Source organism: Streptomyces sp. NPDC001068 (assembly GCF_042897315.1).
Lineage (GTDB): Bacteria > Actinomycetota > Actinomycetes > Streptomycetales > Streptomycetaceae > Streptomyces.
In genome coordinates this window covers 865,844-890,691 of record NZ_JBIAYD010000001.1, presented here as the reverse complement: position 1 = coordinate 890,691, position 24,848 = coordinate 865,844, and the positions used below count along the sequence as shown (strand labels likewise).

The following is a 24,848-nucleotide window of genomic DNA, read 5'->3' as shown; positions in this document are numbered from 1 at the left end:
CGGGCCGGCCCCGGAGCCTCACGCGGCCCGCTCACGGGCGTGCTGCGCGGCCGCCAGCACCGTCCTGGCCTGGTGCTCCACCTGGCGCTCCACCGGCACCCAGCGGGCCTGGAAGCGCTCCCCGTAGGCGTCGCACCAGGAGGACACCAGCTCTTCGAGCCGCGGCGCCGCGCGGTCGTCCGCCTCCCGCAGCACCCGCAGCAGCATCGACGCCGCCCGCAACGGCAGCCGCCGCCCGAAGGCGTCCACACTGCCGATGTACGCCCGGGTGGTGTCGATCGGCGACCTGCGGATCCAGTCCTCGGCGAGCCCGGGGATCAGCCCCAGGGCCCAGCTCGCCGCCCGCAGCAACGGCCCGTCCAGGAACCCGTCCAGCCGGGGCAGTGCCTCGGCGAGCACCCGCTCCACCTCCCGCGAGTCCCGCAGCAGCCGGCCGGCCAGCCGCCGCATCGCCGAGGCGGGCCCTGGGTGCGGTGCCGGGTCGTCGACCAGGTCGCTGGCCCACATCGGCACCTCGACCACCGCCGTCAGACCCCCGTAGCGGTGCGCGTGGTACCAGGTGCTGTGCCGCGCGTCGTCGGGCAGGCTCGGGTAGGCCACCCCCGAGCCCGGACCGGGCATCACCCGGACACCGGGACCGGAGGCGGCCCAGCCCGCGGCGTCCGAGGCACCCGTCTCCACCGGGATGTGCAGCTCCGCCGCGGACTTGGCGAACGGTTCCGCGAGTCCCGGCACGTCCTTCGTCAGCTGCACCCAGCTGCCGCCCAGATCGGTGCCGTGCAGGGTCACCTGGAGGTAGGGGCGCAGTTCGTCGATCACGCTGAGCAGGGCCAGCGTCTCGGGCGGCAGCCGGTCCGGGGGCAGCACCGACGGTGACCACTCGGGCTGTTCGGGGCCCGCCGGACGGTAGAAGCCGTGGTGGTAGTCGAGCAGGCTGCGCGGTGCGGGGGTGACGTGCAGGCTGGCGCCGTCCGGGTCCGCGCAGAGCAGGAAGTGCCAGGAGGTCCGTGCCCGCAGCTCGCGCTCCCTCAGCACCCGTTCGGCGAGCAGCTGGAGGGTGCCGCCGCCGGCCGGTTCGTTGGCGTGGGCGCCGGCGACCACCAGTACCGCCTGCCGGGCGTGCCCGACGGACAGCAGGTGCAGGGGTCTGCCCGCGCGGGAGAGGCCGATCTGCCGCAGCGTGCACAGGCCGGGCCGGTGAGCGGCCAGCGCCCGGGCGGTCGCGACCAGTTCGGGAACACTGGGGTAACGCAGCTCCGGCAGTGGACTCACCCCCGTCAGGTCCGCCCGGCTTCGCATTCCCCAGTCCCGCACGGCATAGGTGAACTGTCAAGAACCTCCCGGGGGAGGCTCCAGGGGGCGCCCGGGTGCGTGCCAGGTCGTCCGGCGTGGGCGGTCGGCGTCGGCGGGGGTGCGAAGCCATTGCGGGGCGCGGAACGGCTCCGCGCGCCCTTACCGACGCGGCAGGGGCCCGACGAGTTTCGGCACCCCTGCGAATCGACCGTATATTCACCCGTACGAGTGAATGTGGTTGGGTCTCTCAGCTCATCTGGCGCCGGCCCTCAGCTCCCGTCGTCCACCCGTTCCAGCAGCGCCACCGGCAGCGCCTCGAAAAGCCCGGCCACGCGCGCGTGCCCCGAGAACTCCCGCTCCGGCGCCAGCACGTCCACCCACCGCCCCGGCGGCAGCGGCAGCTCCGTGTCCCGCCAGCCGCCCGCCGCGGCCAGCCGCAGCGACAGCCGGGTCACCGCGGTGACCACCGCCCCGGAGCGCGCGAACGCCAGACAGTGCTCGGCGGCCGGCCCCTCGGCCGCCAGCGGCTCGTACGTCGCCGTGTCGCCGAAGACGGCCGGGCGGCGCGCCCGCAGCCGCAGCGCGGCCCTCGTCACCGCGTCCTTCTCGCCCGGCTGCTCGGGCGGGAAGGAGACCGGCCGCCGGTTGTCCGGGTCCACCAGCGCCCGGAACTCGCCCTCCGTGCCCTGGTAGACGTCCGGCACCCCCGGCATCGTCAGATGGACCAGGGCCGTGCCGAGCACGTTGGCCCGGACGTGCGGGCCCAGCGAGTCCCGGAAGGCGGCCACACGCTCGCCCGGAACCCCGCACGGCCCTTCCGCGACGAACGAGGCCACCGCCTCCTCGTACGGCGGCTCCTGCTCCGTCCAGCTCGTGTAGAGGCCCGCCTCCCGGACGTGCTTCAGCAGCGCCTCCCGCACCCGCTCGCCGGCCGCCGGACCGAGCCCGAACACCGTCTGCCAGGCCGCCCACGCCAGCTGCGCGTCCGGGCCCGCCGGACCGTCGTGGGTCACCTCGGTCAGCACGTCCGCCCACCGCTCGGGGCACTCCGTCAGCACGGCCAGGGCCGCCCGGACGTCCGCGCTGCGCTTGGTGTCGTGCGTCGTCACCACCGTCCCGGTGAGCGGCCAGTCGCGCTGCACGCGCGCGCAGTACCCGTGGAAGCCGTCGGGGGAGACCGCGGGGCTGCCGGGAGCGCCGCCCACCTCGGTCGCGGACAGCAGCGGCACATACCGGTAGAACGCCGTGTCCTCCACCGACTTGGCCCGCAGCGCCGAGGAGGTCTGCGCGAACCGCGTGCGGAACTCCTCGGGCCCGGGCCCGTCGTCCGCCGCCAGCAGCAGCCCACGCACCACGTCCACGGCCCCGCCCTCCTCGGGCACCACGAAGGCGGACCGCGCCTCCGCGGCGGCCCGCTCGGTGACCACGGCGGCCGTGTCGCCGGAGGTGTACGGCCGGTACACCCGCATCCGCACCAGCAGTTCCTCCAGCGCGATGCGCAGCGCCCAGGGCGCCCGGTCGCGCAGCGCCGGATCGGGAGAGGTCGCGCACGCGCGCGCGGCGGCCCGGGTCAGGCGGTCCGTCTCGGCCGCCAGCTCGTGCGTGAGCACCTTGTAGGCGGCCCGCCGCACGGTCGCCGGCCAGTCGCCGCCCCGGTCCGTCTGGGGAGCCGCGAACCGCCGGTACCCGCCGAGCAGTTCCCCGGCGCCCGCGGGATCCGTGAACAGGCCGTCCACCTGGCGCAGCGCGTCGTACCCGGTGGTCCCCGCGACCGGCCAGCCGTCCGGCAGCCGCTCGCCGTCGGCCAGGATCTTCTCCACGACGGTCCAGCGGCCGCCGCTCGCCTTGTGCAGCCGGGCGAGGTAGCCGTCGGGGTCGGCGAGCCCGTCCGGGTGGTCGACGCGCAGTCCGTCCACCACCCCCTCGTGCAGCAGCTGGAGGATCTTGGCGTGGGTGGCGTCGAACACCTCCGGATCCTCGACCCGCACCCCGATCAGCTCCGAGATGCTGAAGAACCGCCGGTAGTTCAGCTCGGTCCTGGCCAGCCGCCACCACACCGGGCGGTACCACTGGGCGTCCAGCAACTCCGGCATCGGCAGGCCCGCGGTGCCCTCCCGGAGCGGGAAGGCGTGCTCGTGGTAGCGCAGCACGTCGCCGTCGACCACGAGCTGATCGAGCACCTCGCCGACCGGGCCGCCGAGCACCGGCACCAGCAGCCGGCCGCCCTGCGCCTCCCAGTCGACGTCGAACCAGCGCGCGTACGGCGACCCGGGCCCCTCGCGCAGGACCTCCCACAGGGCGTGGTTGTGCCGGGGGGACATGGCCATGTGGTTCGGCACGATGTCGACGACGAGGCCGAGACCGTGTTCCCGCGCGGTGCGCGCGAGCGCGCGCAGCCCCTCCTCGCCGCCCAGCTCCTCGCGCACGCGCGCGTGGTCCACGACGTCGTAGCCGTGCGCGGAGCCGGGGACGGCCTCCAGGACGGGGGACAGGTGCAGGTGGGAGACGCCGAGCGAGGAGAGGTAGGGCACGGCCGCCGCGGCGGCCGAGAAGGGGAAGCCGGGCTGGAGCTGCAGGCGGTAGGTGGCCGTGGGCGGGGCGGAGGCGGTTCGCTCAGCTGTCATGCAGACCTCGTACCCGCCCCGCCGGCTTCTCTGTCACCGCTTGCGGCACAGTGCCCCTCGGGGCGTCCCTAGGCCGGCCTCTTCAGCACGGTCATGCTCCGGCTGACCAGGGTCAGCCGGGCACCCCCGTCCACCTTGGGCCCCGCCGCGGGCTCCTCGGCCCTGGCCGTGTCCACCACCACCTCCCACTGCCTGCCGTGGTTCACCGGCACCAGGAACTCCAGCGGCTCCGGGGACGCGTTGAACATGAGCAGGAAGGAGTCGTCGGCGATCCGCTCCCCGCGGGTGCCCGGTTCCGAGATCGCGTTGCCGTTGAGGAACACGGTCAGTGCCGACGCCTGTGCCGACCCCCAGTCCTGCTGGGCCATCTCGTGGCCCTCGGGGGTGAACCAGGCGATGTCGGAGAGCTCGTCGTGGGTGCCCTCCACCGGGCGGCCGTGGAAGAAGCGCCGGCGCCGGAACACCGGGTGCTCCTTGCGCAGCCGCGCCATCGCGCGCGTGAAGGCCAGCAGACCGCTCTCGTCCTCGGGGCCCGGCCAGTCCACCCAGGCCACCTCGTTGTCCTGGCAGTAGGCGTTGTTGTTGCCCTGCTGGGTGCGCGCGAACTCGTCGCCGTGCCCGATCATCGGCACGCCCTGGGAGAGCATCAGCGTGGCGACGAAGTTGCGCATCTGCCGTTCGCGCAGTTCCAGGACCCCGGGGTCGTCGGTGTGCCCCTCGACCCCGCAGTTCCACGAGCGGTTGTGGCTCTCGCCGTCCCGGTTGTCCTCGCCGTTGGCCGCGTTGTGCTTGTCGTTGTACGACACGAGGTCGTGCAGGGTGAAACCGTCGTGACAGGTCACGAAGTTGATGGAGGCCAGCGGGCGGCGGCCGTCGTCCTGGTAGAGGTCGGAGGAGCCGGTCAGCCGGGACGCGAACTCCGCGAGCGCGCGCGGCTCGCCGCGCCACAGGTCGCGCACGGTGTCGCGGTACTTGCCGTTCCACTCGGTCCACAGCGGCGGGAAGTTGCCCACCTGGTAGCCGCCCTCGCCCACGTCCCAGGGCTCGGCGATCAGCTTCACCTGGGAGACCACCGGGTCCTGCTGCACCAGGTCGAAGAAGGACGACAGGCGGTCCACCTCGTGGAACTGCCGTGCCAGCGTGGCCGCGAGATCGAAGCGGAAGCCGTCGACGTGCATCTCGGTGACCCAGTACCGCAGCGAGTCCATGATCATCTGGAGGACGTGCGGGGACCGCATCAGCAGCGAGTTGCCGGTGCCGGTGGTGTCCATGTAGTAGCGGGGGTCGTCGGTCAGCCGGTAGTACGACGGGTTGTCCAGGCCCCGGAAGGACAGCGTCGGGCCCAGGTGGTTGCCCTCGGCGGTGTGGTTGTAGACGACGTCCAGGATCACCTCGATCCCGGCCTCGTGCAGCGCCCGGACCGCCGACTTGAACTCCAGGACCTGCTGGCCGCGGTCGCCCCAGGAGGCGTACGCGTTGTGCGGGGCGAAGAATCCGATCGTGTTGTAGCCCCAGTAGTTGTTCAGTCCCATGTCGACCAGGCGGTGGTCGTTGACGAACTGGTGGACGGGCATCAGCTCCAGCGCCGTGACGCCCAGCTCCGTCAGGTGCTCGATGACGGCCGGGTGCGCCAGGCCCGCGTAGGTGCCCCGCAGTTCCTCGGGCAGCCCCGGATGGCGCATCGTCAGGCCCTTGACATGGGCCTCGTAGATCACCGTGTGGTGGTACTCGGTGCGCGGCCGCCGGTCGTCGCCCCAGTCGAAGTACGGGTTGATCACCACCGAGGTCATGGTGTGCGGGGCGGAGTCCAGGTCGTTGCGTTTGTCGGGATCGCCGAAGTGGTAGCCGTACACCTCCTCGCCCCAGCGCACCGACCCGCTGACCGCCTTCGCGTAGGGGTCGAGCAGCAGCTTCGCCGAGTTGCAGCGCAGCCCGCGACCGGGGTCGTACGGGCCGTGCACCCGGAAGCCGTAGCGCTGTCCGGGCATCACCCCCGGCAAGTAGGCGTGCCGGACGAAGGCGTCGCTCTCGCGGAGTTCCACCGCGGTCTCGGAGCCGTCGTCGTGCAGCAGACACAGCTCGACTCGGTCCGCGGTCTCCGTGAACACCGCGAAGTTGGTCCCGGCGCCGTCGTACGTGGCGCCGAGCGGATATGCCTCTCCAGGCCAGACCTGCATGAAGTCGACTCTTCCAGGTGTGTCTTGCGCGTGGGGGTGCCTTGGTCATGAGTCTGCCCGAAACTGATGGAACCCCAGATGACTTACGTCCCTCTTACCCGGCGACCAGTGCATGCAGCGCCCCGTGGGCGAAGTGTGCCGAACCAGTGGGGCAGACACGTACTCCCTGTGACCAAGGGGGAGTAGGGGGAAGATGTGCGCAGGATAGTGCACCGCCATCTGGGCAAGGTGGTGGCCGGTGCGGGCCTGGCGGTCGCGGGGACCGCCGTGATGGTCGGGATCACCCTGCCGGGTACGGCGGGGGCGGACGACTCGGGAGGGAACGACGGAACGGGCGCGGTCTCCGCGCAGTCGGCCGGGCAGGGCTCGGACGCCGTCAGGCCGGGCGTGGTGGAGCAGGCGCCGGCCGAGGGGAAGAAGGGCACGGGAAGCGACCCGCTGACCGACGACGAGACCAGGCGCGTCGAACAACTCGCTCTGACCAAGCAGATGTTCAACGCCGGGGAGAACGTCGAGGGCCGGCGCGGTCCGCAGCGGATCAGCGTCGACCTGGCCGAGCCGGACGCGAGCGAACTGGACGCCACGAACGCGCCGCGGCGCGCGGACGTGACGTTCTACGACTACCGGAACGACAGCCTCGTCACCCGGACCGTCAACCTCGACACCGGCAAGGTCGAACGGACCACCACCCGGCAGGGGGTCCAGCCGCCGCTCAGCCACGACGAGAACGTCGAGGCGCTGCAACTGCTCGTCGCCGACCCGCTCGGCGCCGGCCTGAAGGCGGACTTCAAGGACGCCACCGGCGAGGAACTCACCTCCCCCGAGCAGCTGCTGCTGCTCAACAGCGCGGTCTACCGCGCCACCGAGGGCGCCCAGCCGGCCGCGCTCGACAAGTGCGGCGAACACCGCTGCGTGCGGCTCTTCCCGAAGGTCAAGAACGGGCCCTGGATCGACGCCCGTTCACTGATCGTCGACCTGAGCGCGCGCAAGGTCGTGAAGCTCGGCCGCTGAGCCGGCCCGGTCCCGCACCTCCCAACTCCGTTCCCGACCGCATCTCCCGTACGAGGAGTCACTTCGTCATGCAACCGAACAGAATGCGCCGGGCCCGCCGGACGGCCGCCGTGGGCCTGTCCGCGGCGGCACTGGCCGCCGGCGTGACCACCGCCGCCGGACCCGCCGCCGCGCAGCCGAAGCAGGCCGCGGCGCCCGCCGCGGACTGCTCCGCCGCCTACCGCATCGAGCAGAAGCTCTCCACCGGGACCACCTGGCGGATGTGCTGGCGCTACGACAGCAAGGCCGGGCTGGTCCTGGAGCACATCTCCTACCAGCCCAAGGGCGAGACGGCCCCCATCAAGGTCCTCTCCAGCGCCCGGCTCGGCCAGATCGACGTCCCCTACGACGACGGCAGCGTCGAGTACGACGACCTGACCGGCTTCGGCTTCGCCCAGGGCCTGGTGCCGCTCGCCTCGGCCGAGTGCCCCGGCGGCACCATCAGGACCGTCAAGGTCCCCGACGCATGGGACCCCGACCACCCGAACGTCAACGGCCTGTGCACCACCACCCGTTCGCGCGGACACGCGTACCGGATGCAGGCCGACACGGGCAACCGGGTGTACCAGCAGCAGGGCAAGGACCTGCTCGTCTACACCGTCAACAAGGTCGGCTGGTACGAGTACATGACCGAGTGGCGGTTCCAGGACGACGGCACGATCAACATGAACGTCGGCGCCACCGGCAGCCTCTCGCCGGGCGACTACGACGCCGGGGACGGCCGCGGCTGGCCGATCGGCAAGGGCGCCCACGCCTACGCCACCAGCCACAGCCACAACGTGTTCTGGAAGCTGGACTTCGACCTCGACGGCTCGTCCAAGAGCCGCGTCGAGCAGTACGACTCGGTGGTCAGCCCGCCCGCGCACGGCCAGGAGGCGCCCACCAACAAGACCACCCGCACCGACGTCAAGAAGGAACTCGCGGGCGACTCCAAGAACATGCGCTGGTGGCGCGTGGTCAGCACGGCGGGCAAGAACAAGGACGGGCACGCCCGTTCGTACGAGATCGTCCAGGGCGCCACCAACAAGTACCCGGGTCACGGTTTCACCAAGCACGACGTCTACTTCACCCAGTACGACAAGTGCGAGCTGTTCGCGAGCAACAACCCGGGCTGCGCCAACGGGCACCCCAGGACCGTCGACCAGTGGGTCAACGGGCAGACCCTCACCAACCCCGTGGTCTGGGTGAACGTCGGTTTCCACCACATCGCGCGCGACGAGGACCAGCAGCCGATGCCGGTCCACTGGCAGGGCTTCGCCATCGCCCCGCGGGATGTCACCGCTATGAATCCGCTCACTCCGGCCGCTCTCGCCGATCAGAACGGACAGCCCGGAAACGGTAGTTGAGAAACGACCTGTCCATCCTGCTGCACCGCCCACCGCTCCCGGAGTACCCTTCCTTGATCGTTGGCACGGGGTTGGTTCGGGGGAGCGGAAGGCGGTGCACGGGTGGGCTCGGGAGGCCTGGAGCTGCCCCCTGGTGACGAGGGTCACGAGGGGAACTCCACAGACGTCCCGCCCGGCGCGGTGTCCCTGGCCCGCCCGATGGACGCCTCGGGCTCCATCGGGCCGGAGCTGGACTGGGACGCCGACGCCTGGCTGGAGGTGCGTACGCGCGCCCAGCGGGCCGGCCGTGCCTACATCTGGCTGAACCTCGTCGAGCAGCGGTTGCGGACGGTCGTGGCCGCCGTGCTGCGGCCCATCTACGAACCCGTCCACGGTGACGAGTGGGTGGTCGCCGCGGCCGGGCCGGCCGGTCAGGAGTGGGTCCAGCGGGCGGTCGCGGTCCGCGAGGTCAGCCGCCGCAAGGGCTACCTGCTGGACCCGGCCGACGACAACGTGATCAGCTTCCTGACGCTGCCTCAGCTGCGCGAGCTGATGGTGCAGCACTGGCCGTGCTTCGAGCCGTACTTCGACGAACGCCGGGACGTCGAACTCGCCCTCGACGAGCTGGAGGTGACCCGCAACGTCGTCTCCCGCAACCGGGCGCTCTCCGAGGCCGTCCTGGGCCAGGCCGAACGGGCCTCCGCCCGGCTCCTGGAGATGCTCGGCGCGGGCGGTGACGTGCCCTCCGCGCGCCGGCTGCCGGTGGACGCGGTGGAGGACCTGGTCGGCGACCGGTACGCGGACGTCGTCGCCGTCCACCCCGACCGGGTCCGTCTCATGCGCCAGTTCCCGGCCGAGGACCTCTTCGGCGGCGCCCGCCGGCTCGACGCCGTCGGCATCGGCCTCAACCTGCTCGTGCAGAACTTCTCCGGCCGCCGCCTGGTGCGGCTCGCCGAGACCGGCTGCCGGGTCCGGCTGCTCTTCCTCAACCCCGCCTCCAGCGCCATCAAGCGCCGTGAGCGCGAGCTCGGGATGAAGCGCGGCGAACTCTCCCGGTCGGTCGAGATGAACATCCTCCACATGCGCCGGGTCCGCTCCCGGCTGCGCGACCCGGGCGCCTTCGAGATCCAGGTCTACGAGGACACCCCCCGCTTCTCCGCCTACCTGGTGGACGGCGACGGAGCCGACGGCGTCGCGATCGTCCAGTCCTACCTGCGCGGGGCGCGAGGCATGGAGTCGCCGGTGCTGGTGCTGCGCAACGGCGACAAGGTGCTCAAGTCGGACGACGTCCTGGAAGCGGGACTCTTCCCGACATACCGTGAGGAGTTCGAAATGGCCTGGGCCGATTCGCGCCCGGTGTCCTGAGGCGGACGCGGCGGTAAGCGGAACGCGGTCCCCTGATTGTCAGTGGCGCATGCGAGGGTGGACACCACTGGGGGAAAGCACCACCAAGAAGGGGGACCGCCCATGGGCTGGCACCAGGAACTCCTGATCGGCTTCGATCTGGAGACGACGGGTACGGATCCGCGCGAGGCGCGCATCGTCACGGGCGCCGTGATCGAGGTCAGGGCCGGGCAGGAGCTGGGCCGCCGCGAGTGGCTGGCGGATCCGGGCGTGGAGATCCCGGCCGACGCGGTGGCCGTGCACGGCATCAGCAACGAGCGGGCGACGGCCGAGGGCCGCCCCGCCGACCAGGTCGCCGACGCCCTCGCCGACGTCCTCACCGGGTACTGGAAGACCGGCGTCCCGGTCGTCGCGTACAACGCGACCTTCGACCTCACCCTGCTCTCCGCGGAGCTGCGCCGGCACGGACTCCCGTCCCTCGCCGACCGTCTCGGCGGCCTCGACCCGGCACCGGTCATCGACCCCTACACCATCGACCGCTGGGTTGACCGGTACCGCCGCGGCAAGCGCAATCTCGAAGCGGTCTGCGCCGAGTACGGCGTCACCCTCGCCGCCGCCCACGACGCGTCCGCCGACGCCCTGGCCGCGGCCCGGCTGGCCGGCGCGATAGCCGACCGCCACCCGAAGATCGCGGCGCTCGGCCCGGCGGAGCTGCACCGGCGGCAGGTCGACTGGTACGCGCAGTGGGCGGCGGACTTCCAGCAGTTCCTGCGCCGCAAGGGGGAGACGGACGCGGTGGTGGACGGGGCGTGGCCGCTGCGGGAGCTGGTCGAGGCCGTCTAGCCGGTGCGGTCAGAAGGGATACCAGCGCACGGACCCGTCGCCCTCCCGGAGCGACGCCACCCGGCGTTCGAACTCCGCCAGCGCCTTCGGGTTGCTCGGCGCGTGCTGGGCGACCCAGGCGCAGCTCGCCGTCTCGCGGGCCCCGCGCAGCACGCCGCACCCCTCCCACTCCCGCACGTCCCACCCGTAGGCCGCCACGAACGAGTCGTAGTCCGCGGCCGGCAGTCCGTACCGGTCCCGGGAGAGCGCCATGACCACCAGGTCGTGCTCACGCAGGTCGGACGAGAAGGTCTCCAGGTCCACCAGCACCGGCCCGTCCGGACCGACGTGCACGTTGCGGGGCAGCGCGTCCCCGTGGATCGGCCCCGGCGCCAGCCGCGGCGTCAACGCGGCCGCGGCCTCGGCGAAGCCGTCCCGGCGCTCCCGCAGATAGGCCGCGTCGGCGGGGTCGACCGCCGCGCCCGCCAGCCGCAGCCAGCGCTCCACACCGCCCAGCAGCTCGCGGGGCGGCAGCGCGAACGGCGGTGCGGGCAGCGCGTGCACGATCCGCAGGAGGGCGGCCAGATCGCGCGGCTCGGCCGGCCGCACCGGATCGGCCAACCGGTGCCACACGGTCACCGGATGGCCCTCCACGAGCCGGGCCGCCGGCTCGGCGGCACGTACGGCCGGGACTCCCGCCTGGGCCAGCCATCCGGCGATCTCCAGCTCGCGCCGGGCCCGGTCCAGCAGTTCGGCGTCCCGGCCGACCTTCACCACCAGGTCCCCGGCGCCGAACACCGCGTTCTCGCCCAGGGCGAGGAGCGAGGCGTCCGCCGCCGCACCGGGCAGCACGCCCGCCGCGGCCAGTACGTCCCGCGCCCTTGCCTCGTCCATCGTCCGCCTCCGTGTCCGTTCCCGGTGCCCGGCGCCCCGCCGCTGTGCGGGTGCACACGGCACGGGCCGCCCGTCGTCCGCCGGCCAGTCTCGCATCCACGGAGGTGGCGACCTGTGCGCGGTGCCTTGACGGGACCAGCCGCCTTCACGACCATGACCAGGCCCGACCGGGCCGCGCAAAGGGGGGACGACGTGGCAGTGGCGACGAACGCGCCAGACGTACGGCGACCGGCCGCCGCCCGCCTGACCGGCCACGGCGCCTGGTTCCTGGTGCTGCCCGCGCTGATCCCGATCCTCGTCCTGAGCGTCGGCCCGCTGCTCTACGGCATCCTGCTGGCCTTCACCGACGCCCAGTCCGGCCGGACCGCGGCCACCCGCTGGATCGGCGCCCTCAACTTCCACGACCTGCTGCACGACACCCTCTTCTGGGAGTCGTTCCGGATCGGCCTGGTGTGGGCCCTCGGGGTGACCGTGCCCCAGTTCCTGCTCGCCCTCGGCCTCGCCCTCCTCCTCGACCAGGACCTGCGACTGCGCTGGCTGGCCCGCGCCCTGGCCATCGTGCCCTGGGCGATGCCCGAGGTCGTCGTCGGCATCATGTGGCGGCTGGTCTACAACCCGGACGCGGGGATCCTCAACGAGACCCTGCGCGACCTCGGTCTCGGCGACGGCCGGGACTGGCTGAGCGGCCTGGGCACCGCCCTGCCCGCCGTCATCGTCGTCGGCGTCTGGGCCGGCCTGCCGCAGACCACGGTCGCCCTGCTCGCCGGAGTGCAGAACACCCCGCGCGAACTGCACGAGGCGGCGGCCGTGGACGGCGCGGGCGCCTGGCGCCGCTTCCGCACGGTCACCTGGCCGGCCCTCAGACCCGTCGCCCTGGCCGTCACCGCGCTCAACCTGATCTGGAACTTCAACTCCTTCGCCCTGGTCTACGTCCTGACCAGCGGCGGACCCGGCGGCCGGACCCGGCTGCCGATGCTGTTCGCCTACGAAGAGGCCTTCCGCTACGGCCAGTTCGGCTACGCGGCCGCCATGGGCTGCGTGATGGTCGCGGTGATCGCGGTGCTGCTGGCCGTCTTCCTCGCGGGCCGGCTGCGGGGAGGCGAGGACGCGTGAGGACCCGCACCGGCGCCCGGGCCGCCCAGTACGCGGCCCTCCTGTGCTACCTGGCCTTCCTGGCCTTCCCGTTGCTGTGGCTGCTCTCCACGGCCTTCAAGTCCCCGGCCGAACTGGGCAGTCTGCACCCGACGTGGATCCCGCGGCATCCGACCCTCGCCAACTTCCGGCAGGCCTTCGACGAACAGCCGCTGCTGCGGGCCGGCCTCAACTCGCTGCTCGCCGCGATCGGCGCCGCGGTGATCGCCGTACTGCTGGCGACCCCGATGGCGTACGTGATGGCCCGCCGGCGCGGGGTGCTGTCCCGGGCGGCCACCGCGTGGGTGGTGGTCAGCCAGGCGTTCCCGTTCGTGCTGGTGATCATCCCGCTGTTCCTGGTGCTGAAGAACCTGCGCCTGATCGACTCCCTGCCCGGGCTGGTGATGGTGTACGTGGTGTGGGCGCTGCCGTTCGCGCTGTGGATGCTCGGCGGCTACGTCCGGGCGGTGCCCGTCGAACTGGAGGAGGCCGCCGCCGTGGACGGGGCCGGGCGGCTGCGGACGCTGGTGTCGGTGACGGCGCCGCTGCTGGCGCCCGGGATCGTGGCCACCGGGCTGTTCGCCTTCGTCACCGCGTGGAACGAGTTCTTCTTCGCGCTGGTGCTGCTGAAGACCCCGGAGAAGCAGACCCTGCCGGTCGTCCTCACCCACTTCATCGGCGCGGAGGGCGTGGCCGACCTCGGACCGCTCGCCGCGGCCGCGTTCCTGGCCACGCTGCCCTCGCTCCTCGTCTTCGCACTCGTCCAGCGGCGGATCACGGGCGGGATGCTCGCCGGGGCGGTGAAGAGCTGATGCGCACCAGGACCGTCACGGCACTCGTCGGCACCCTCCTCCTGCTGCTCGGGGGCTGCTCGGGAACCGCCCGGAAGGGCGGTCCGGTCACCCTCCGCTTCCAGTCCCTGGCCTGGCAGGAGGACTCGGTGGCCGCCAACAGGGAACTGGTCGGGGAGTGGAACGCCACCCACCCCGACGTCAAGGTCGAGTACGTGCAGGGAAGCTGGGACAGTGTCCACGACCAGCTGCTGACCTCGTGCGAGGGCGGTGAGGCCCCGGACATCATCCACGACGCCTCCGACGACCTTGCCGACTTCGCGTACGGCGGCTACCTCGCCGACCTGACCGGCCTGCTGCCCGCCCGGCTCAAGGACGCGATACCCCGGCGGAGCTGGCGGACCGCGACCTTCGGCGACGGCGTGTACGGGGTGCCGTTCCTTCAGGAGCCGCGGGTGCTGATCGCCAACACCGCCTGGCTCGCGAAGGCGGGCGTTCGTATACCGACGCCCGAACATCCCTGGAGCTGGGCCGAGTTCAGACAGATCACCAAGGAGCTCAGCGGTGACGGCCGGTACGGCGTCGCCTGGCCGCTCAAGGAGCCCGTCTCCGCCACGCTGAACCTCTCCCTGTCGGCGGGCGGACGGCTCTTCGAGCGCGGCGCGGACGGCAGGGTGACCGTGCGGTTCGGGGCCGCCGACCAGGTCGTGCCGCGCACCGTCCACGACCAGGTGAACATCGACCACAGCGCACCCGGCTCCACCCTGGGCAGCGGCGGCTCGGACACCCTGCCGGGCTTCTTCGGCGGCAGGTACGCGATGGTCCCGCTCGGCTTCTCCTACCGTCAGCAGATCGTCCAGCAGGCACCGAAGGACTTCCGGTGGGAGGTGCTGCCCGCCCCGGCCGGCGCCGACGGCCTCGACCAGGGTGTCAGCCCGCAGACGCTGTCCGTCGCCGAGGACAGTCACCACAAGAAGGAGGCGGCCGAGTTCATCGACTTCCTGCTCCGGCCGCGGAACATGGTCCGCCTCGCCCTCGGCGACTGGATGCTGCCCACCGGCACCGAGGCCCTCAAGGATCCGGCCCTGCACACCGCCAGGTACGGCTGGGCCACCGGCACCGCCCTGGCCGACCGCCTCGCACCGGCCCCCGCCCAGACGGTCCGCGGCTACCCGGAGTGGAAGGACAAGTTAGCGACCCCCGCCCTCCAGTCGTACTACAGCGGCGCCATCGGCCTCGGGGAACTCCGCCACCGCCTGGAGAAGGACGGCAACCTGGTCCTGGCCCGCTACCAGCGCTGAACGTCCGCCGACACGGCGCAGGGCCCGCCGGTCCCGTGGGAGCCGACAGGCCCTGCGCCGGGGGGTGTTCCCCCCCGTCCGCGAGTCAGACCGGAAGCCGGTCCTGCTCGTCGCGGGGCGCCGGCGCCGCCGCCTCCGGGGACTCGTCGTGGGTCAGGTCCGGCAGCCGGTGCAGCCAGCGGGGCAGGTACCAGTTGCGCTCACCGAGCAGGGCCATCACCGCCGGGAGCAGGACACCCCGGATGACCGTCGCGTCGATGAGGACCGCGGCCGCCAGGCCCACGCCCATCTGCTTCATGGACTGCATGGACAGCGTGCCGAAGATCGCGAACACGGCCACCATGATGACGGCGGCGCTGGTGACGACCCCGGCCGTGGTGACCACGCCGTGCTGGATCGCGTCCCTGGTGGACCGGCCGCGCAGCCGGGCCTCGCGGATCCGGGAGACCACGAACACGTGGTAGTCCATCGACAGGCCGAACAGGATCACGAAGAGGAACAGCGGCAGCCAGCTGACGATCGCGCCGACGCCCTCCGCGCCCACCAGGGAGGCACCCCAGCCGTGCTGGAAGACGGCGACGAGGATGCCGTAGGCGGCACCGACCGACAGCAGGTTGAGCAGGATCGAGGTGATCGCGACCGTCAGCGAGCGGAACGACAGCAGCATGAGGAGGAAGGCGAAGACGACCACGAAGGCGAAGACCGCCACGACCGAGCCCATCAGCTGGTCGTTGAAGTCCTCGTTGCCGGCGACGTTGCCGGTCACCGGGGCCTGTACCCCGTCGACCCTGCCGAGGGTGGCGGGCCGTACCTGGTCGCGCAGCTTCTCCAGGCTCTGGCCCGCCTTGTCCATGTCGGAGCCGCCGACCAGCGGTACGGAGATCAGGGCGACGTTCTGCGCGTCGTGCACCTTGATGTCGACCGGGCCGCGCGAGGCGCCCGAACTGATCGCCCGCTCACGGAAGTCGGTCAGCGCCCGCCGGACCTCGGGGGCGTTGATGTCCTTCGCCCTGACGACCACCTCGGCCGGCTCGGAGCCGCCGGGGAAGGCCTGGTTGACCCGGTCGTAGGTCTGCACGATCGGCAGCGAGCCGCCGAACTCCTGGTCCAGGGTGAGCTGGGAGGTCTTCATGCCGAGGGCGGGCGCGGCGACCGCGAGCAGCGCCCCGAGGGCGACGAGCACGGAGACCAGCGGCCTGGCGAGCACGACCCGCAGCACGGCGGTCCAGAACCGGCTCTCGGACGGCCCGTTCGTGCGCGCCCGGCGGCGCAGGAACGGGAGCCGGCCCTTCTCGACCCGCTCGCCCAGCAGCGACAGCAGCGCGGGCAGCACGGTCACCGAGCCGACCATGGCGACCGCGACGACCATCAGGGAGGCCAGGCCCATCGCCTCGAACTCGGCGAGCCCGGTGAACAGCATGCCCGCCATCGCCACGCAGACCGTGACCCCGGAGACGATGATCGCCCGGCCGCTGCTGGCGGCGGCGATCCGCAGGGCCGCGCCCGCGTCCCGGCCGGCCTGCCGTTCCTCGCGTTCCCGGCGCAGGTAGAACAGGCAGTAGTCGACGCCGACGGCCATGCCGACCAGCAGCATCACGGAGTTGGCGGTGTCGCTCATCGGCTGCAGGTGGCTGACCAGGCCCATCAGGCCCATCGTGGCCACGATCGCGGTGACCGCCAGGCCGACCGGCAGCAGCGCGGCCACCAGGGCGCCGAAGGCGATCAGCAGGATGCCGAAGGCCACCGGCACGGCGGAGTACTCGGCGCGCTGGAAGTCCTTGCCGAAGGCGTCGTCGTACTGCTTGTTCATGCTGGCGCCGCCGATCTCCGCGATCCGCAGCGTGCCGTGCGCCTTCTGTACCGCGGCCACCGCGTCCAGCACCGGCCCGACCCGGTCCGCGGCGGTCTCCGCGTCGCCCCGCATGTCGAACTGGACCAGCGCGCTGCGGCCGTCCTTCGAGATGGTTCCGGTGGTGTACGGGGAGGTGACGTCGGTGACCCTGCCGGTGGCGTCGACCGCCTTGACGACCTCGGCGACCGCCGACCTGAAACCGGCGTCCGTGGCCTTCCCCGACGGGCTGGTGGACTGGATCAGGACCGTCTCGCTCGCCGGCTCCTTGATCCCCGCGTCGTCGATGATCTTCGCCGCGGTGTGGGTCTCGCCCTTGAGCTGGTCGCTCTCGTCGACGTCGACCCGGCCGGCCGCCGACCCCAGTCCCATGGCCAGGACGACGAACAGTATCCATATGCCGACGGCGGCCCAGCGGTGCCGGGCGCTCCAGCCGCCGGCCCGGGCCGCCAGGCCCCGCACCCGCGTCTCTCCGTTTCCCCTGACGGGATCCATGACGGGACTCCCCCTCGTGTGCGGTGACGGCCCCGGCCGCCACGATCTCTTCACGACTTCCTGCGTTCGATTCGAAGGTATGGGCCGGACAAGACCGACTCCTCGTACTGTCCGGTGAAGTGCGGCGGCCGGCTCTCATCGCCTGGGAGGATGTCGGGCCCCTACATCTATCGACCCATCTCGGGGGTGATGATCAGGGCTGTCCCTTCCGACGACGGGGATCCGCTTTGTGATTACGAAACCTTGTTGAACAAGTCACAGCTGCGTGTAGGAGTTGATCCGGAGCGGTCCCATCGGCCAGAGTTTCGGGCAGTCCGGCATGCCCGGCACGGCCGTCGTGCCCGCCCCCACGGGGCACGACGGCCGTTCTAAGGTGTTCGAATGACGATGTATGCGGCACTGCTGCGCGGGATCAATGTGGGCGGCAGGAAGAAGCTCCCGATGGCCGAGCTGCGGGCGCTCATGACCGGCCTGGGGTACGAGTCCGTGCAGACCCATCTCCAGAGCGGACAGGCCGCCTTCGCCGCCGCCGGCGGGGGCACCGAGTCGCTCGCCGCGGAACTGGCCGGGGCGATCGAGGAGCGGTTCGGCTTCTCCGTGGACGTGCTCGTCCGTGACCACGCCTACCTGAAGGCGGTCGCCGAGGCCTGCCCGTTCCCGGCCGCCGAACTGGAGGCCAGGCAGCTCCACGTCACCTACTTCTCCGCGCCCGTCGCGCCGGAGCGGTTCGCCGACATGGACCCCGCGGCCCATCTGCCCGAGGAGTTCCGCCTCGGTGACCGCGCGCTGTACCTGTACGCCCCCGACGGCCTCGGCCGCTCCAAGCTGGCGGAGGCGCTGTCCCGGCCGCGGATCAACAAGGGGCTGATCGCCACCACTCGCAACTGGAACACGGTCGTCAGGCTGGTGGAGCTCACCGCGCCCCGGACGTGATCGTCATCAGCCGGGCCAACTGCCCCAAAGGCAGACGCTGTTGGCGGCCGGGGCGCGAAGTCCCAGGTGTGACACGTTCGCCGGCCGCGACGCAGAGGTAAGAGCCGCCCGCGGCCGTGGCGCTCGTCGGAGCCCCGCCACCGGACGGCCGTTCGCGGTCCGACGTCACAGGGGAGCGCCGGACCGCGAACCCGGACAGGCGCCCGCGCTCAGGCGCCCACGGCCGCCAGGGCGGGGGCGCGGGCCGCGTCGTACCGCTGCAGCAGCACCCGGGCCACCTCCGGTGCCGGGCCGAGGACCTCGGCCAGCACGTCCGCCTCCCCTGCGCCCCGCGCGATCCGGTCGGGCAGGAAGCCGGGGGCGAGGACATAGGGTGCCACCGCCACCCGGGCGCAGCCGAGATCCCGCAGTTCCCGCACCGCGTCCTCGGTGCGGGGCAGAGCCGCGGAGGCGAACGCGGGCCGCACGGCGCACCAACCGGTACGCCGCCACTCCCGCGCGATTTCTGCGATCACCGCGATCGCCTCCGGGTCGCTGGACCCCGCCGAGGCCAGTACGACCCCGGTCGAGGACTTGTCGGCGGGGGTCAGCCCCGCCTCGTACAGCCGCCGCTCCAGCGCCGTCAGGAGCAGCGGGGACGGACCGAGCACCGCCGCCTGCCGGATCCGCAGCCGGGCGGGCGCCTCCCGCAGTACGGCCGGTATGTCGGCCTTCGCGTGGAAGGCGCGGGTCAGCAGCAGCGGCAGGGCCACCACGTCACGCACGCCCTCCGCCGCCAGGGACTCCAGCACCCCCCGCACCGAGGGGACGTTGAAGTCCAGGAAACCCGTCTCCACGCGCAGCCCGGGCCGCAGCGACCGTACCCGCCGCACCAGGGCGTGCACGGTCGCCGCGTGCCGCGGATCGCGGCTGCCGTGGGCGATGACGAGGAGAACGGGTTTCGTACGCATGGACCTCAGCTCTTCACCAGCAGGCCTCGGCTGCGCAGCACCCACCGCTCCAGCGGACTGAAGATCAGCAGGTCGATCGCGATGCCGACGAACAGGATCAGGATGATGGCCTCGAAGACCATGGCCATGTCGCTGGCGGTGCGGGCGTTCTCCAGCAGTTGGCCGAGCCCCACGCCGAGGTCCGGGAAGCTCGCGATGATCTCCGCGGCCATCAGCGACCGCCAGGAGAACGCCCAGCCCTGCTTCAGGCCCGCCACGTAACCGGGCAGCGCCGCCGGCAGCACCACGTGCCAGATGCCCTTCACACCGGTCGCGCCCATGGTGCGTCCGGCGCGCAGGAACAGCGGGGGCACCTGGTCGACACCGGATACCAGCCCGTTGGCGATGGAGGGGACCGCGCCGAGCAGGATCACCGCGTACATCATCGAGTTGTTCAGGCCCAGCCAGATCACGGCCGGCGGCACCCACGCCACCGACGGCAGCGACTGCAGGCCGGACAGGATCGGGCCGATCGCGGCGCGCACGAACCTCACCCGGGCCACCAGCAGGCCCAGCGGGGTGCCGATGACCAGCGCGAAGAGGAAGCCGAGCAAGCCGCGGCTGACACTGGTCCAGATGTAGCCGAGCAGGTCGCCCTTGAGCCAGGCGTCCTTGAACGCGCCGCCCACCGCGGACGGCGAGGGCAGCTTGGACGGGTCGTCGACGACCGGGACGAGGAGCGTCCAGACCACGAGGACCACGGCGAGCGCGATGATCGGCGGCAGGATCTTCGCGGTGAAGACCTGCCGGAAGGTCGGGCGGCCGGCCGCCGACGTCTCCAGCGCGTCGAGGCCCGCCTCGACGCTTCCGGCGTCCTTGGCCGCGGTCGTCTCAGTGCTGGCCATGACGGCGGATCTCCCCACGCAGTACATCGGTGATCTCGAGGGACAGTTCGGCCACCGGCGCGTCCTCGATGCGGCGCGGCTGCGGTATGCCGACCGTCCACTCGCGCGCTATCCGGCCGGGGCGCGACGACAGCAGGACCACCCGCTGGGCGAGCCGCACCGCCTCGCGCACGTTGTGCGTGACGAACAGGACGGAGACGCCGGTCTCCTGCCAGATCCGGGTCAGCTCGTCGTGCAGCACGTCCCGGGTGATGGCGTCCAGGGCCGAGAACGGCTCGTCCATCAGCAGCAGGTTGCTCTCCTGGGCGAGCGCGCGGGCCAGTGCCGCACGCTGGCGCATGCCGCCCGACAGCTCGTGGACGCGCTTGCCGTACGCGCCCTTCAGGCGGACCAGTTCGAGCAGTTGCTCGGCGCGGTCGCGGCGGTCGTTCTTGGGAACCCCGCCGAGCTTCAGCGCGAGTTCGATGTTCTTGCCCGCGGTCAGCCACGGGAAGAGTGCGTGCTCCTGGAACATCAGGGCGGGCCGCCCGTCCGTCGTGATGGCACCCGCGGTGGGCCGGTCGAGCCCCGCCACCAGGTTCAGCAGCGTGGACTTGCCGCACCCCGACGCGCCCAGGAGGGTGACGAACTCGCCCGGCGCGACATCGAGCGTGATGTCGTCCAGGACGAGCTGCTGCCCGCCGGGAGTCGCGAAGGACTTCGAGACGTGCTCAAGGCGTGCCGCGTGCTCCACCGACTCGCCGGCCTTGGCGAGTGTCGTGGTCGTGGCCATGGTCGTCACCTCCTGGGAACGCGTCGGGACCGGGTCAGCTGCTGCCGAGACCGGCGGCGTCGACCGTGCTCGCGCCCTCGGCCTTGAGGACCTTGTTGAGGATCGACAGGTCGTAGATGTTCTTCAGGAGCGGGTCGGAGAGCAGGCCGGCCTTGACGGCGTGCTCGGCCTCGGTGTTGAGGGTGGCGGCCAGCGGGTCGTCGGTGAACTGGATCGACTTCCAGGCCGGGTCCAGGACGTCGTCCGGCAGCGCCTTGCCGGAGTCGGCCTCCAGCTGCTTGTTTGCGGCGGCCTTCGCCTGGTCCGGGTTGGCGTTGATCCACTTGTTTGTGTCGACCGAGCCCTTCAGCACGGCCTCGACGACCTTCGGGTGCGCCTTGAGGAACTTCTGCGACACGATGATGTTCGTGATCACGAACTTCTTGTCGGGCCACAGCGTGGACTCGTCGAGGAGCACCTTGCCGCCCTCGGCGACCAGCTTGGACGCGGTCGGTTCCGGCACCCAGGCGCCGTCGACGGAACCGGCCTTGAAGGCGTCCGGGGTGATCTTGTTGTCCGTGCGGACGACCGTGACGTCGCCCTTGCCGCTCTGCGCGTCGACCTTCCAGCCCTGGTCGGCGGCCCAGTTGAGGAACGCCACGTCCTGCGTGTTGCCGAGCTGCGGCGTCGCGATCTTCTTGCCCTTGACGTCCTTCAGGGACGTGATCTTCTTCGGGTTCACGACCAGCTTCACACCGCCCGACGCGGAACCGCCGATAATCCTCAGGTCGGTGCCGTCGGACTTGGTGTAGCCGTTGATGGCCGGCGAGGGGCCGATCCAGCCGATGTCGATCGAGCCGGAGTTGAGCGCCTCGATCTCCGAGGGACCCGCGTTGAAGATCGCGTACTTGGCCTGGGTGGCGCCGAGCTCCTTCTGGAAGAAGCCCTTCTGGTTGCCCACCAGCGCCGTCGCGTGGGTCAGGTTGCCGAAGTAGCCGATCTTGACGGTGTCGAGGCCGTCGATCTTCTTGGCACCCGCCGCGACCTTGGCCGTGTCGGTCTTGTCGGAGTCCGACCCGTAACCGCAGGCGGCCAGGGTGAGGAGGGGAAGCGCGGCTATCAGAGCGAGACTGCGGCGAAAGGCTTTTGTTGCAGGCACGGGAGGTGTTCCTCTCGGAGGCCCGGCGGTCACGGTCTCTCAGGTCGTGGCCGGGAGGTCGGCAGGTCTTCGTTCACGGCGGTGGGGGGTGAGGGCGCGCGGGCAGTGCGCGTACGTCAGCGCACACATCGCGCAACTCCGCCCTGCCCGCTGCCGAGGGTGCCGCTGCCGACGCGGCCGCCCTCCTTGGCGAACGTGGAGTAGTAGTCGGTGGACGTCATGTCAGAAGTCCCACCCGTCGTCCTCGGCCGCGTCCTTGACGGGCTCGGGAGAGGCGAACGACTCGCCGACCATGCCGGCGGTGAGCGTGGTGCCGTCGGCGGGGTCGATCAGGATGAAGGAGCCGGTGCGGCGCGAGTCGGCGTAGGAGTCGACCGGCAGCGGCTCGGCGGTACGGATCTTCACCCGGCCGATGTCGTTGGCGACGAGCTGACCCGGGTGCGGGTGCAGGGACAGGTCGTCGAGGGTGAGCCGGGACGGGATGTCCTTGACGATCGCCTTGACCGTGCGGGTGCCGTGCTTGAGCAGCACCCGGTGCCCGACGGTCAGCGGCTGGTCCGCGACGTGGCAGACGGTCGCCTCGACCTCCTGGGTGGTCTCCGGGGCGTCCTTGGTCGGCACGATCAGGTCGCCGCGCGAGACGTCGATGTCGTCGGCGAGCAGCAGGGTCACCGACTGGGTCGTCCAGGCCGCCTCGACCGGCTTGCCGAGCAGGTCGATGCCCGAGATCGTCGTCGTACGGCCGGACGGCAGGACCGTGACCTGCTCTCCGACGTGGAAGGTCCCGGCGGCGATCTGACCCGCGTAGCCGCGGTAGTCGGGGTGCTCGGCGGTCTGCGGGCGGATCACGTACTGCACGGGCAGCCGGGCGTGGCAGTGCGCCAGGTCGTGGCTGACCGGGACGGTCTCCAGGTGCTCCAGGACGGTCGGGCCGCCGTACCAGTCCATCGTGGCGGACGGCTCCACCACGTTGTCGCCGACCAGCGCGGAGATCGGGATCGCGGTGACCTCCGGGACGCCCAGCTCGGTCGCGTACGCCGTGAACTCCTCGGCGATCGCGGCGAAGACCCGCTCCTCGTAGCCGACGAGGTCCATCTTGTTGACGGCGAGGACGACGTGGGGGACGCGGAGGAGGGCGGCGATGGCGGCGTGTCGGCGGGTCTGTTCGACGACTCCGTTGCGGGCGTCGACGAGGACGACGGTGAGTTCGGCGGTGGAGGCGCCGGTGACCATGTTGCGGGTGTACTGCACGTGGCCGGGGGTGTCGGCGAGGATGAAGCGTCGTTTCGGGGTGGCGAAGTAGCGGTAGGCGACGTCGATGGTGATGCCCTGTTCGCGTTCGGCGCGCAGTCCGTCGGTGAGGAGGGCGAGGTCGGGGGTGTCCTGGCCGCGGGAGGCGGAGGCGCGTTCGACGGCTTCGAGTTGGTCGGTGAGGACGGACTTGGAGTCGTGCAGGAGGCGTCCGACGAGGGTGGACTTGCCGTCGTCGACCGACCCGGCGGTCGCGAACCGCAGCAGCGTGGTCTCGGTCAGGCCGAGTTCCGTGGTGGTCGTGCTCATCTCTAGAAGTACCCCTCGCGCTTGCGGTCTTCCATCGCGGCCTCGGAGAGCTTGTCGTCGGCGCGGGTGGCGCCGCGCTCGGTGAGCCGGGACGCGGCGATCTCGGCGATGACGGCGTCCAGCGTGCCGGCGTGGGAGTCGACGGCACCGGTGCAGGACATGTCACCGACGGTCCGGTAGCGCACCTGCCGCTTCTCCACCGTCTCGCCGTCCTTCGGGCCGCCCCATTCGCCGGCCGTCAGCCACATCCCGCCCCGCATGAACACCTCACGCTCGTGCGCGAAGTAGATCTGCGGCAGGTCGATGGCTTCGCGGGCGATGTACTGCCAGACGTCGAGTTCGGTCCAGTTGGAGAGGGGGAAGACGCGGACGTGTTCGCCGGGGGCGTGGCGTCCGTTGTAGAGGTTCCACAGTTCGGGGCGTTGGCGGCGGGGGTCCCACTGGGAGAACTCGTCGCGCAGGGAGAAGACGCGTTCCTTGGCGCGTGCTTTCTCCTCGTCGCGGCGGCCGCCGCCGAAGACGGCGTCGAACCTCTCGTGCTGGATCTTCTCGGTGAGAGGGAGGGTCTGCAGGGGGTTGCGGGTGCCGTCGGGGCGTTCCTTGAGCACGCCGCGGTCGATGTAGTCCTGGACGGAGGCGACGTGGAGGCGCAGTCCGTGTGCGGTGACGACGCGGTCGCGGTAGTCGAGGACTTCGGGGAAGTTGTGGCCGGTGTCCACGTGGAGGAGGGAGAAGGGGATCACCGCGGGGGCGAAGGCCTTGAGGGCGAGGTGGAGCATGACGATGGAGTCCTTGCCGCCGGAGAAGAGGATCACCGGCCGTTCGAACTCGCCCGCCACCTCGCGGAAGATGTGCACGGCCTCCGACTCCAGCGCGTCCAGATGCGACAGCGCGTACGGAGTGCCGGTGCCTTCCTCGTGGGTCGTCACGGTCGTCATGCCAGTCCCTTCTCGGCGAGCAGGGCGTGCACGGACGCCGCGGACTCCTGCACGGTCTGGTGCTGCGACTCGATCCGCAGATCGGGCGTCTCGGGTTCCTCGTACGGGTCGTCGACCCCCGTCAGCCCGGTCAGCTCGCCCGCGGCCTGCTTGGCGTACAGACCCTTCACATCGCGTACCGAGCACACCTCGACCGGGGTCGCCACGTGCACCTCGACATAGGCGGTGCCGTTCTCCTCGTGGCGCTTGCGCACCGCGTCCCGGCTGTCCGCGTAGGGCGCGATCACCGGGACCAGCGCGGTGACACCGTTGCGCGCCAGCAGTTCGGCCACGAATCCGATGCGCTGCACGTTCGTGTGCCGGTCCTCCCGGGAGAAACCGAGACCCGCCGAGATGAACTCGCGGATCTCGTCGCCGTCGAGCACCTCGACGAGGCGGCCCTCCCCGCGCAGCCGGGCGGCGAGCTCGTAGGCGATGGTGGTCTTGCCGGCGCTCGGCAGACCCGTGAGCCAGACGGTGGCTCCGGTCGTCACGGTGTTCTCCTGGTTCGTCGGAAGCGGGAAGGCCGTCCTCGTCG

At 71.6% G+C, this 24,848-nt stretch carries 20 protein-coding genes; 8 read left to right on the top strand and 12 right to left on the bottom strand.

From position 1 onward, the window contains the following. Positions 1-18: 18 nt before the first annotated feature. The 3 genes from ACFY3I_RS03880 to glgX form a co-directional block, all read right to left on the bottom strand. Positions 19-1,272 carry a M14 family zinc carboxypeptidase gene (locus tag ACFY3I_RS03880; protein WP_390859192.1) on the bottom strand — a complete coding sequence of 418 codons (1,254 nt, stop codon included), beginning with the start codon at positions 1,270-1,272 and terminating at the stop codon, positions 19-21. A gap of 290 nt (positions 1,273-1,562) precedes the next feature. Next, positions 1,563-3,917, bottom strand: a complete 2,355-nt coding sequence (gene treY, locus ACFY3I_RS03875) for a malto-oligosyltrehalose synthase (protein ID WP_390859191.1) — start codon at positions 3,915-3,917, stop codon at positions 1,563-1,565. A 68-nt stretch (positions 3,918-3,985) separates the two neighbouring features. Continuing rightward, entirely contained in the window at positions 3,986-6,094 is a 2,109-nt protein-coding gene (gene glgX / locus ACFY3I_RS03870) for a glycogen debranching protein GlgX (RefSeq protein WP_365292668.1), read from the bottom strand. 195 nt (positions 6,095-6,289) lie between these two features. Between glgX and ACFY3I_RS03865 the strand changes: the two genes are divergently transcribed. The 4 genes from ACFY3I_RS03865 to ACFY3I_RS03850 all read left to right on the top strand — a co-directional run bounded on the left by ACFY3I_RS03865 (position 6,290) and on the right by ACFY3I_RS03850 (position 10,656). Further along, positions 6,290-7,105: a Tat pathway signal sequence domain protein gene (locus tag ACFY3I_RS03865; protein ID WP_390859190.1), complete on the top strand. Its 816-nt coding sequence runs from the start codon at positions 6,290-6,292 to the stop codon at positions 7,103-7,105. A gap of 68 nt (positions 7,106-7,173) precedes the next feature. After that, positions 7,174-8,490, top strand: coding sequence for a copper amine oxidase (locus tag ACFY3I_RS03860; RefSeq protein ID WP_365292664.1), 1,317 nt, complete (start codon positions 7,174-7,176; stop codon positions 8,488-8,490). A gap of 102 nt (positions 8,491-8,592) precedes the next feature. Then, entirely contained in the window at positions 8,593-9,834 is a 1,242-nt protein-coding gene (locus tag ACFY3I_RS03855) for an SAV2148 family HEPN domain-containing protein (RefSeq protein ID WP_365292662.1), read from the top strand. A 102-nt stretch (positions 9,835-9,936) separates the two neighbouring features. Then, on the top strand, positions 9,937-10,656 hold the full coding sequence (locus tag ACFY3I_RS03850; protein ID WP_390859189.1) for a 3'-5' exonuclease: 720 nt from the start codon (positions 9,937-9,939) through the stop codon (positions 10,654-10,656). Between the two features lie 9 nt (positions 10,657-10,665). Here the strand turns inward: ACFY3I_RS03850 and ACFY3I_RS03845 are convergent, their stop codons facing one another. Then, on the bottom strand, positions 10,666-11,529 hold the full coding sequence (locus tag ACFY3I_RS03845) for a phosphotransferase enzyme family protein (protein ID WP_390859188.1): 864 nt from the start codon (positions 11,527-11,529) through the stop codon (positions 10,666-10,668). A gap of 153 nt (positions 11,530-11,682) precedes the next feature. Between ACFY3I_RS03845 and ACFY3I_RS03840 the strand changes: the two genes are divergently transcribed. The 3 genes from ACFY3I_RS03840 to ACFY3I_RS03830 are packed head-to-tail and all read left to right on the top strand — an operon-like array spanning position 11,683 to position 14,752. Beyond that, complete coding sequence (locus ACFY3I_RS03840; protein ID WP_390859187.1) at positions 11,683-12,642, top strand: carbohydrate ABC transporter permease; 960 nt, start codon at positions 11,683-11,685, stop codon at positions 12,640-12,642. Further along, positions 12,639-13,472, top strand: a complete 834-nt coding sequence (locus ACFY3I_RS03835) for a carbohydrate ABC transporter permease (protein ID WP_390859186.1) — start codon at positions 12,639-12,641, stop codon at positions 13,470-13,472. Before ACFY3I_RS03840 ends, ACFY3I_RS03835 begins: the two co-directional genes overlap by 4 nt. Then, positions 13,472-14,752: an ABC transporter substrate-binding protein gene (locus ACFY3I_RS03830; protein ID WP_390859185.1), complete on the top strand. Its 1,281-nt coding sequence runs from the start codon at positions 13,472-13,474 to the stop codon at positions 14,750-14,752. The genes ACFY3I_RS03835 and ACFY3I_RS03830 overlap by 1 nt, the downstream gene beginning before the upstream one ends. An 85-nt stretch (positions 14,753-14,837) precedes the next feature. On the opposite strand, the gene ACFY3I_RS03825 is transcribed toward ACFY3I_RS03830, so the two are convergent. Continuing rightward, the gene (locus tag ACFY3I_RS03825) at positions 14,838-17,096 is read right to left on the bottom strand and encodes an MMPL family transporter (RefSeq protein ID WP_390859184.1); all 2,259 of its coding nucleotides are present in this window, start codon (positions 17,094-17,096) and stop codon (positions 14,838-14,840) included. A gap of 381 nt (positions 17,097-17,477) precedes the next feature. Here ACFY3I_RS03825 and ACFY3I_RS03820 point away from each other — a divergent pair, with 381 nt between their 5' ends. Beyond that, positions 17,478-18,029 carry a DUF1697 domain-containing protein gene (locus ACFY3I_RS03820; protein WP_390859183.1) on the top strand — a complete coding sequence of 184 codons (552 nt, stop codon included), beginning with the start codon at positions 17,478-17,480 and terminating at the stop codon, positions 18,027-18,029. Between the two features lie 209 nt (positions 18,030-18,238). Here the strand turns inward: ACFY3I_RS03820 and ACFY3I_RS03815 are convergent, their stop codons facing one another. From ACFY3I_RS03815 to cysC, 7 genes are all read right to left on the bottom strand, one after another. Further along, on the bottom strand, positions 18,239-18,979 hold the full coding sequence (locus tag ACFY3I_RS03815; RefSeq protein ID WP_390859182.1) for a sirohydrochlorin chelatase: 741 nt from the start codon (positions 18,977-18,979) through the stop codon (positions 18,239-18,241). Positions 18,980-18,984: 5 nt separating this feature from the next. Next, positions 18,985-19,863 carry an ABC transporter permease gene (locus tag ACFY3I_RS03810; RefSeq protein WP_365292645.1) on the bottom strand — a complete coding sequence of 293 codons (879 nt, stop codon included), beginning with the start codon at positions 19,861-19,863 and terminating at the stop codon, positions 18,985-18,987. Then, entirely contained in the window at positions 19,850-20,635 is a 786-nt protein-coding gene (locus ACFY3I_RS03805; protein WP_365292643.1) for an ABC transporter ATP-binding protein, read from the bottom strand. Before ACFY3I_RS03805 ends, ACFY3I_RS03810 begins: the two co-directional genes overlap by 14 nt. A 34-nt stretch (positions 20,636-20,669) precedes the next feature. Next, the gene (locus ACFY3I_RS03800; RefSeq protein WP_390859181.1) at positions 20,670-21,773 is read right to left on the bottom strand and encodes an aliphatic sulfonate ABC transporter substrate-binding protein; all 1,104 of its coding nucleotides are present in this window, start codon (positions 21,771-21,773) and stop codon (positions 20,670-20,672) included. A 222-nt stretch (positions 21,774-21,995) separates the two neighbouring features. Next, complete coding sequence (locus ACFY3I_RS03795) at positions 21,996-23,333, bottom strand: sulfate adenylyltransferase subunit 1 (RefSeq protein ID WP_390859180.1); 1,338 nt, start codon at positions 23,331-23,333, stop codon at positions 21,996-21,998. A gap of 2 nt (positions 23,334-23,335) precedes the next feature. Continuing rightward, the gene (cysD, locus tag ACFY3I_RS03790) at positions 23,336-24,271 is read right to left on the bottom strand and encodes a sulfate adenylyltransferase subunit CysD (RefSeq protein WP_390859179.1); all 936 of its coding nucleotides are present in this window, start codon (positions 24,269-24,271) and stop codon (positions 23,336-23,338) included. Beyond that, a complete protein-coding gene (gene cysC / locus ACFY3I_RS03785) occupies positions 24,268-24,804 on the bottom strand; it encodes an adenylyl-sulfate kinase (RefSeq protein ID WP_390859178.1) in 537 nt (178 codons plus the stop codon). The genes cysD and cysC overlap by 4 nt, the downstream gene beginning before the upstream one ends. Positions 24,805-24,848: the final 44 nt, after the last annotated feature.

Coding starts and splice junctions, on each gene's coding strand:
- treY (WP_390859191.1), bottom strand. CDS start 3,917: ATGACAGCTGAGCGAACCGCCTCCGCCCCGCCCACGGCCACCTACCGC.
- glgX (WP_365292668.1), bottom strand. CDS start 6,094: ATGCAGGTCTGGCCTGGAGAGGCATATCCGCTCGGCGCCACGTACGAC.
- ACFY3I_RS03860 (WP_365292664.1), top strand. CDS start 7,174: ATGCAACCGAACAGAATGCGCCGGGCCCGCCGGACGGCCGCCGTGGGC.
- ACFY3I_RS03850 (WP_390859189.1), top strand. CDS start 9,937: ATGGGCTGGCACCAGGAACTCCTGATCGGCTTCGATCTGGAGACGACG.
- ACFY3I_RS03845 (WP_390859188.1), bottom strand. CDS start 11,529: ATGGACGAGGCAAGGGCGCGGGACGTACTGGCCGCGGCGGGCGTGCTG.
- ACFY3I_RS03840 (WP_390859187.1), top strand. CDS start 11,683: ATGACCAGGCCCGACCGGGCCGCGCAAAGGGGGGACGACGTGGCAGTG.
- ACFY3I_RS03830 (WP_390859185.1), top strand. CDS start 13,472: ATGCGCACCAGGACCGTCACGGCACTCGTCGGCACCCTCCTCCTGCTG.
- ACFY3I_RS03825 (WP_390859184.1), bottom strand. CDS start 17,096: ATGGATCCCGTCAGGGGAAACGGAGAGACGCGGGTGCGGGGCCTGGCG.
- ACFY3I_RS03820 (WP_390859183.1), top strand. CDS start 17,478: ATGACGATGTATGCGGCACTGCTGCGCGGGATCAATGTGGGCGGCAGG.
- ACFY3I_RS03815 (WP_390859182.1), bottom strand. CDS start 18,979: ATGCGTACGAAACCCGTTCTCCTCGTCATCGCCCACGGCAGCCGCGAT.
- ACFY3I_RS03810 (WP_365292645.1), bottom strand. CDS start 19,863: ATGGCCAGCACTGAGACGACCGCGGCCAAGGACGCCGGAAGCGTCGAG.
- ACFY3I_RS03805 (WP_365292643.1), bottom strand. CDS start 20,635: ATGGCCACGACCACGACACTCGCCAAGGCCGGCGAGTCGGTGGAGCAC.
- ACFY3I_RS03795 (WP_390859180.1), bottom strand. CDS start 23,333: ATGAGCACGACCACCACGGAACTCGGCCTGACCGAGACCACGCTGCTG.
- cysD (WP_390859179.1), bottom strand. CDS start 24,271: ATGACGACCGTGACGACCCACGAGGAAGGCACCGGCACTCCGTACGCG.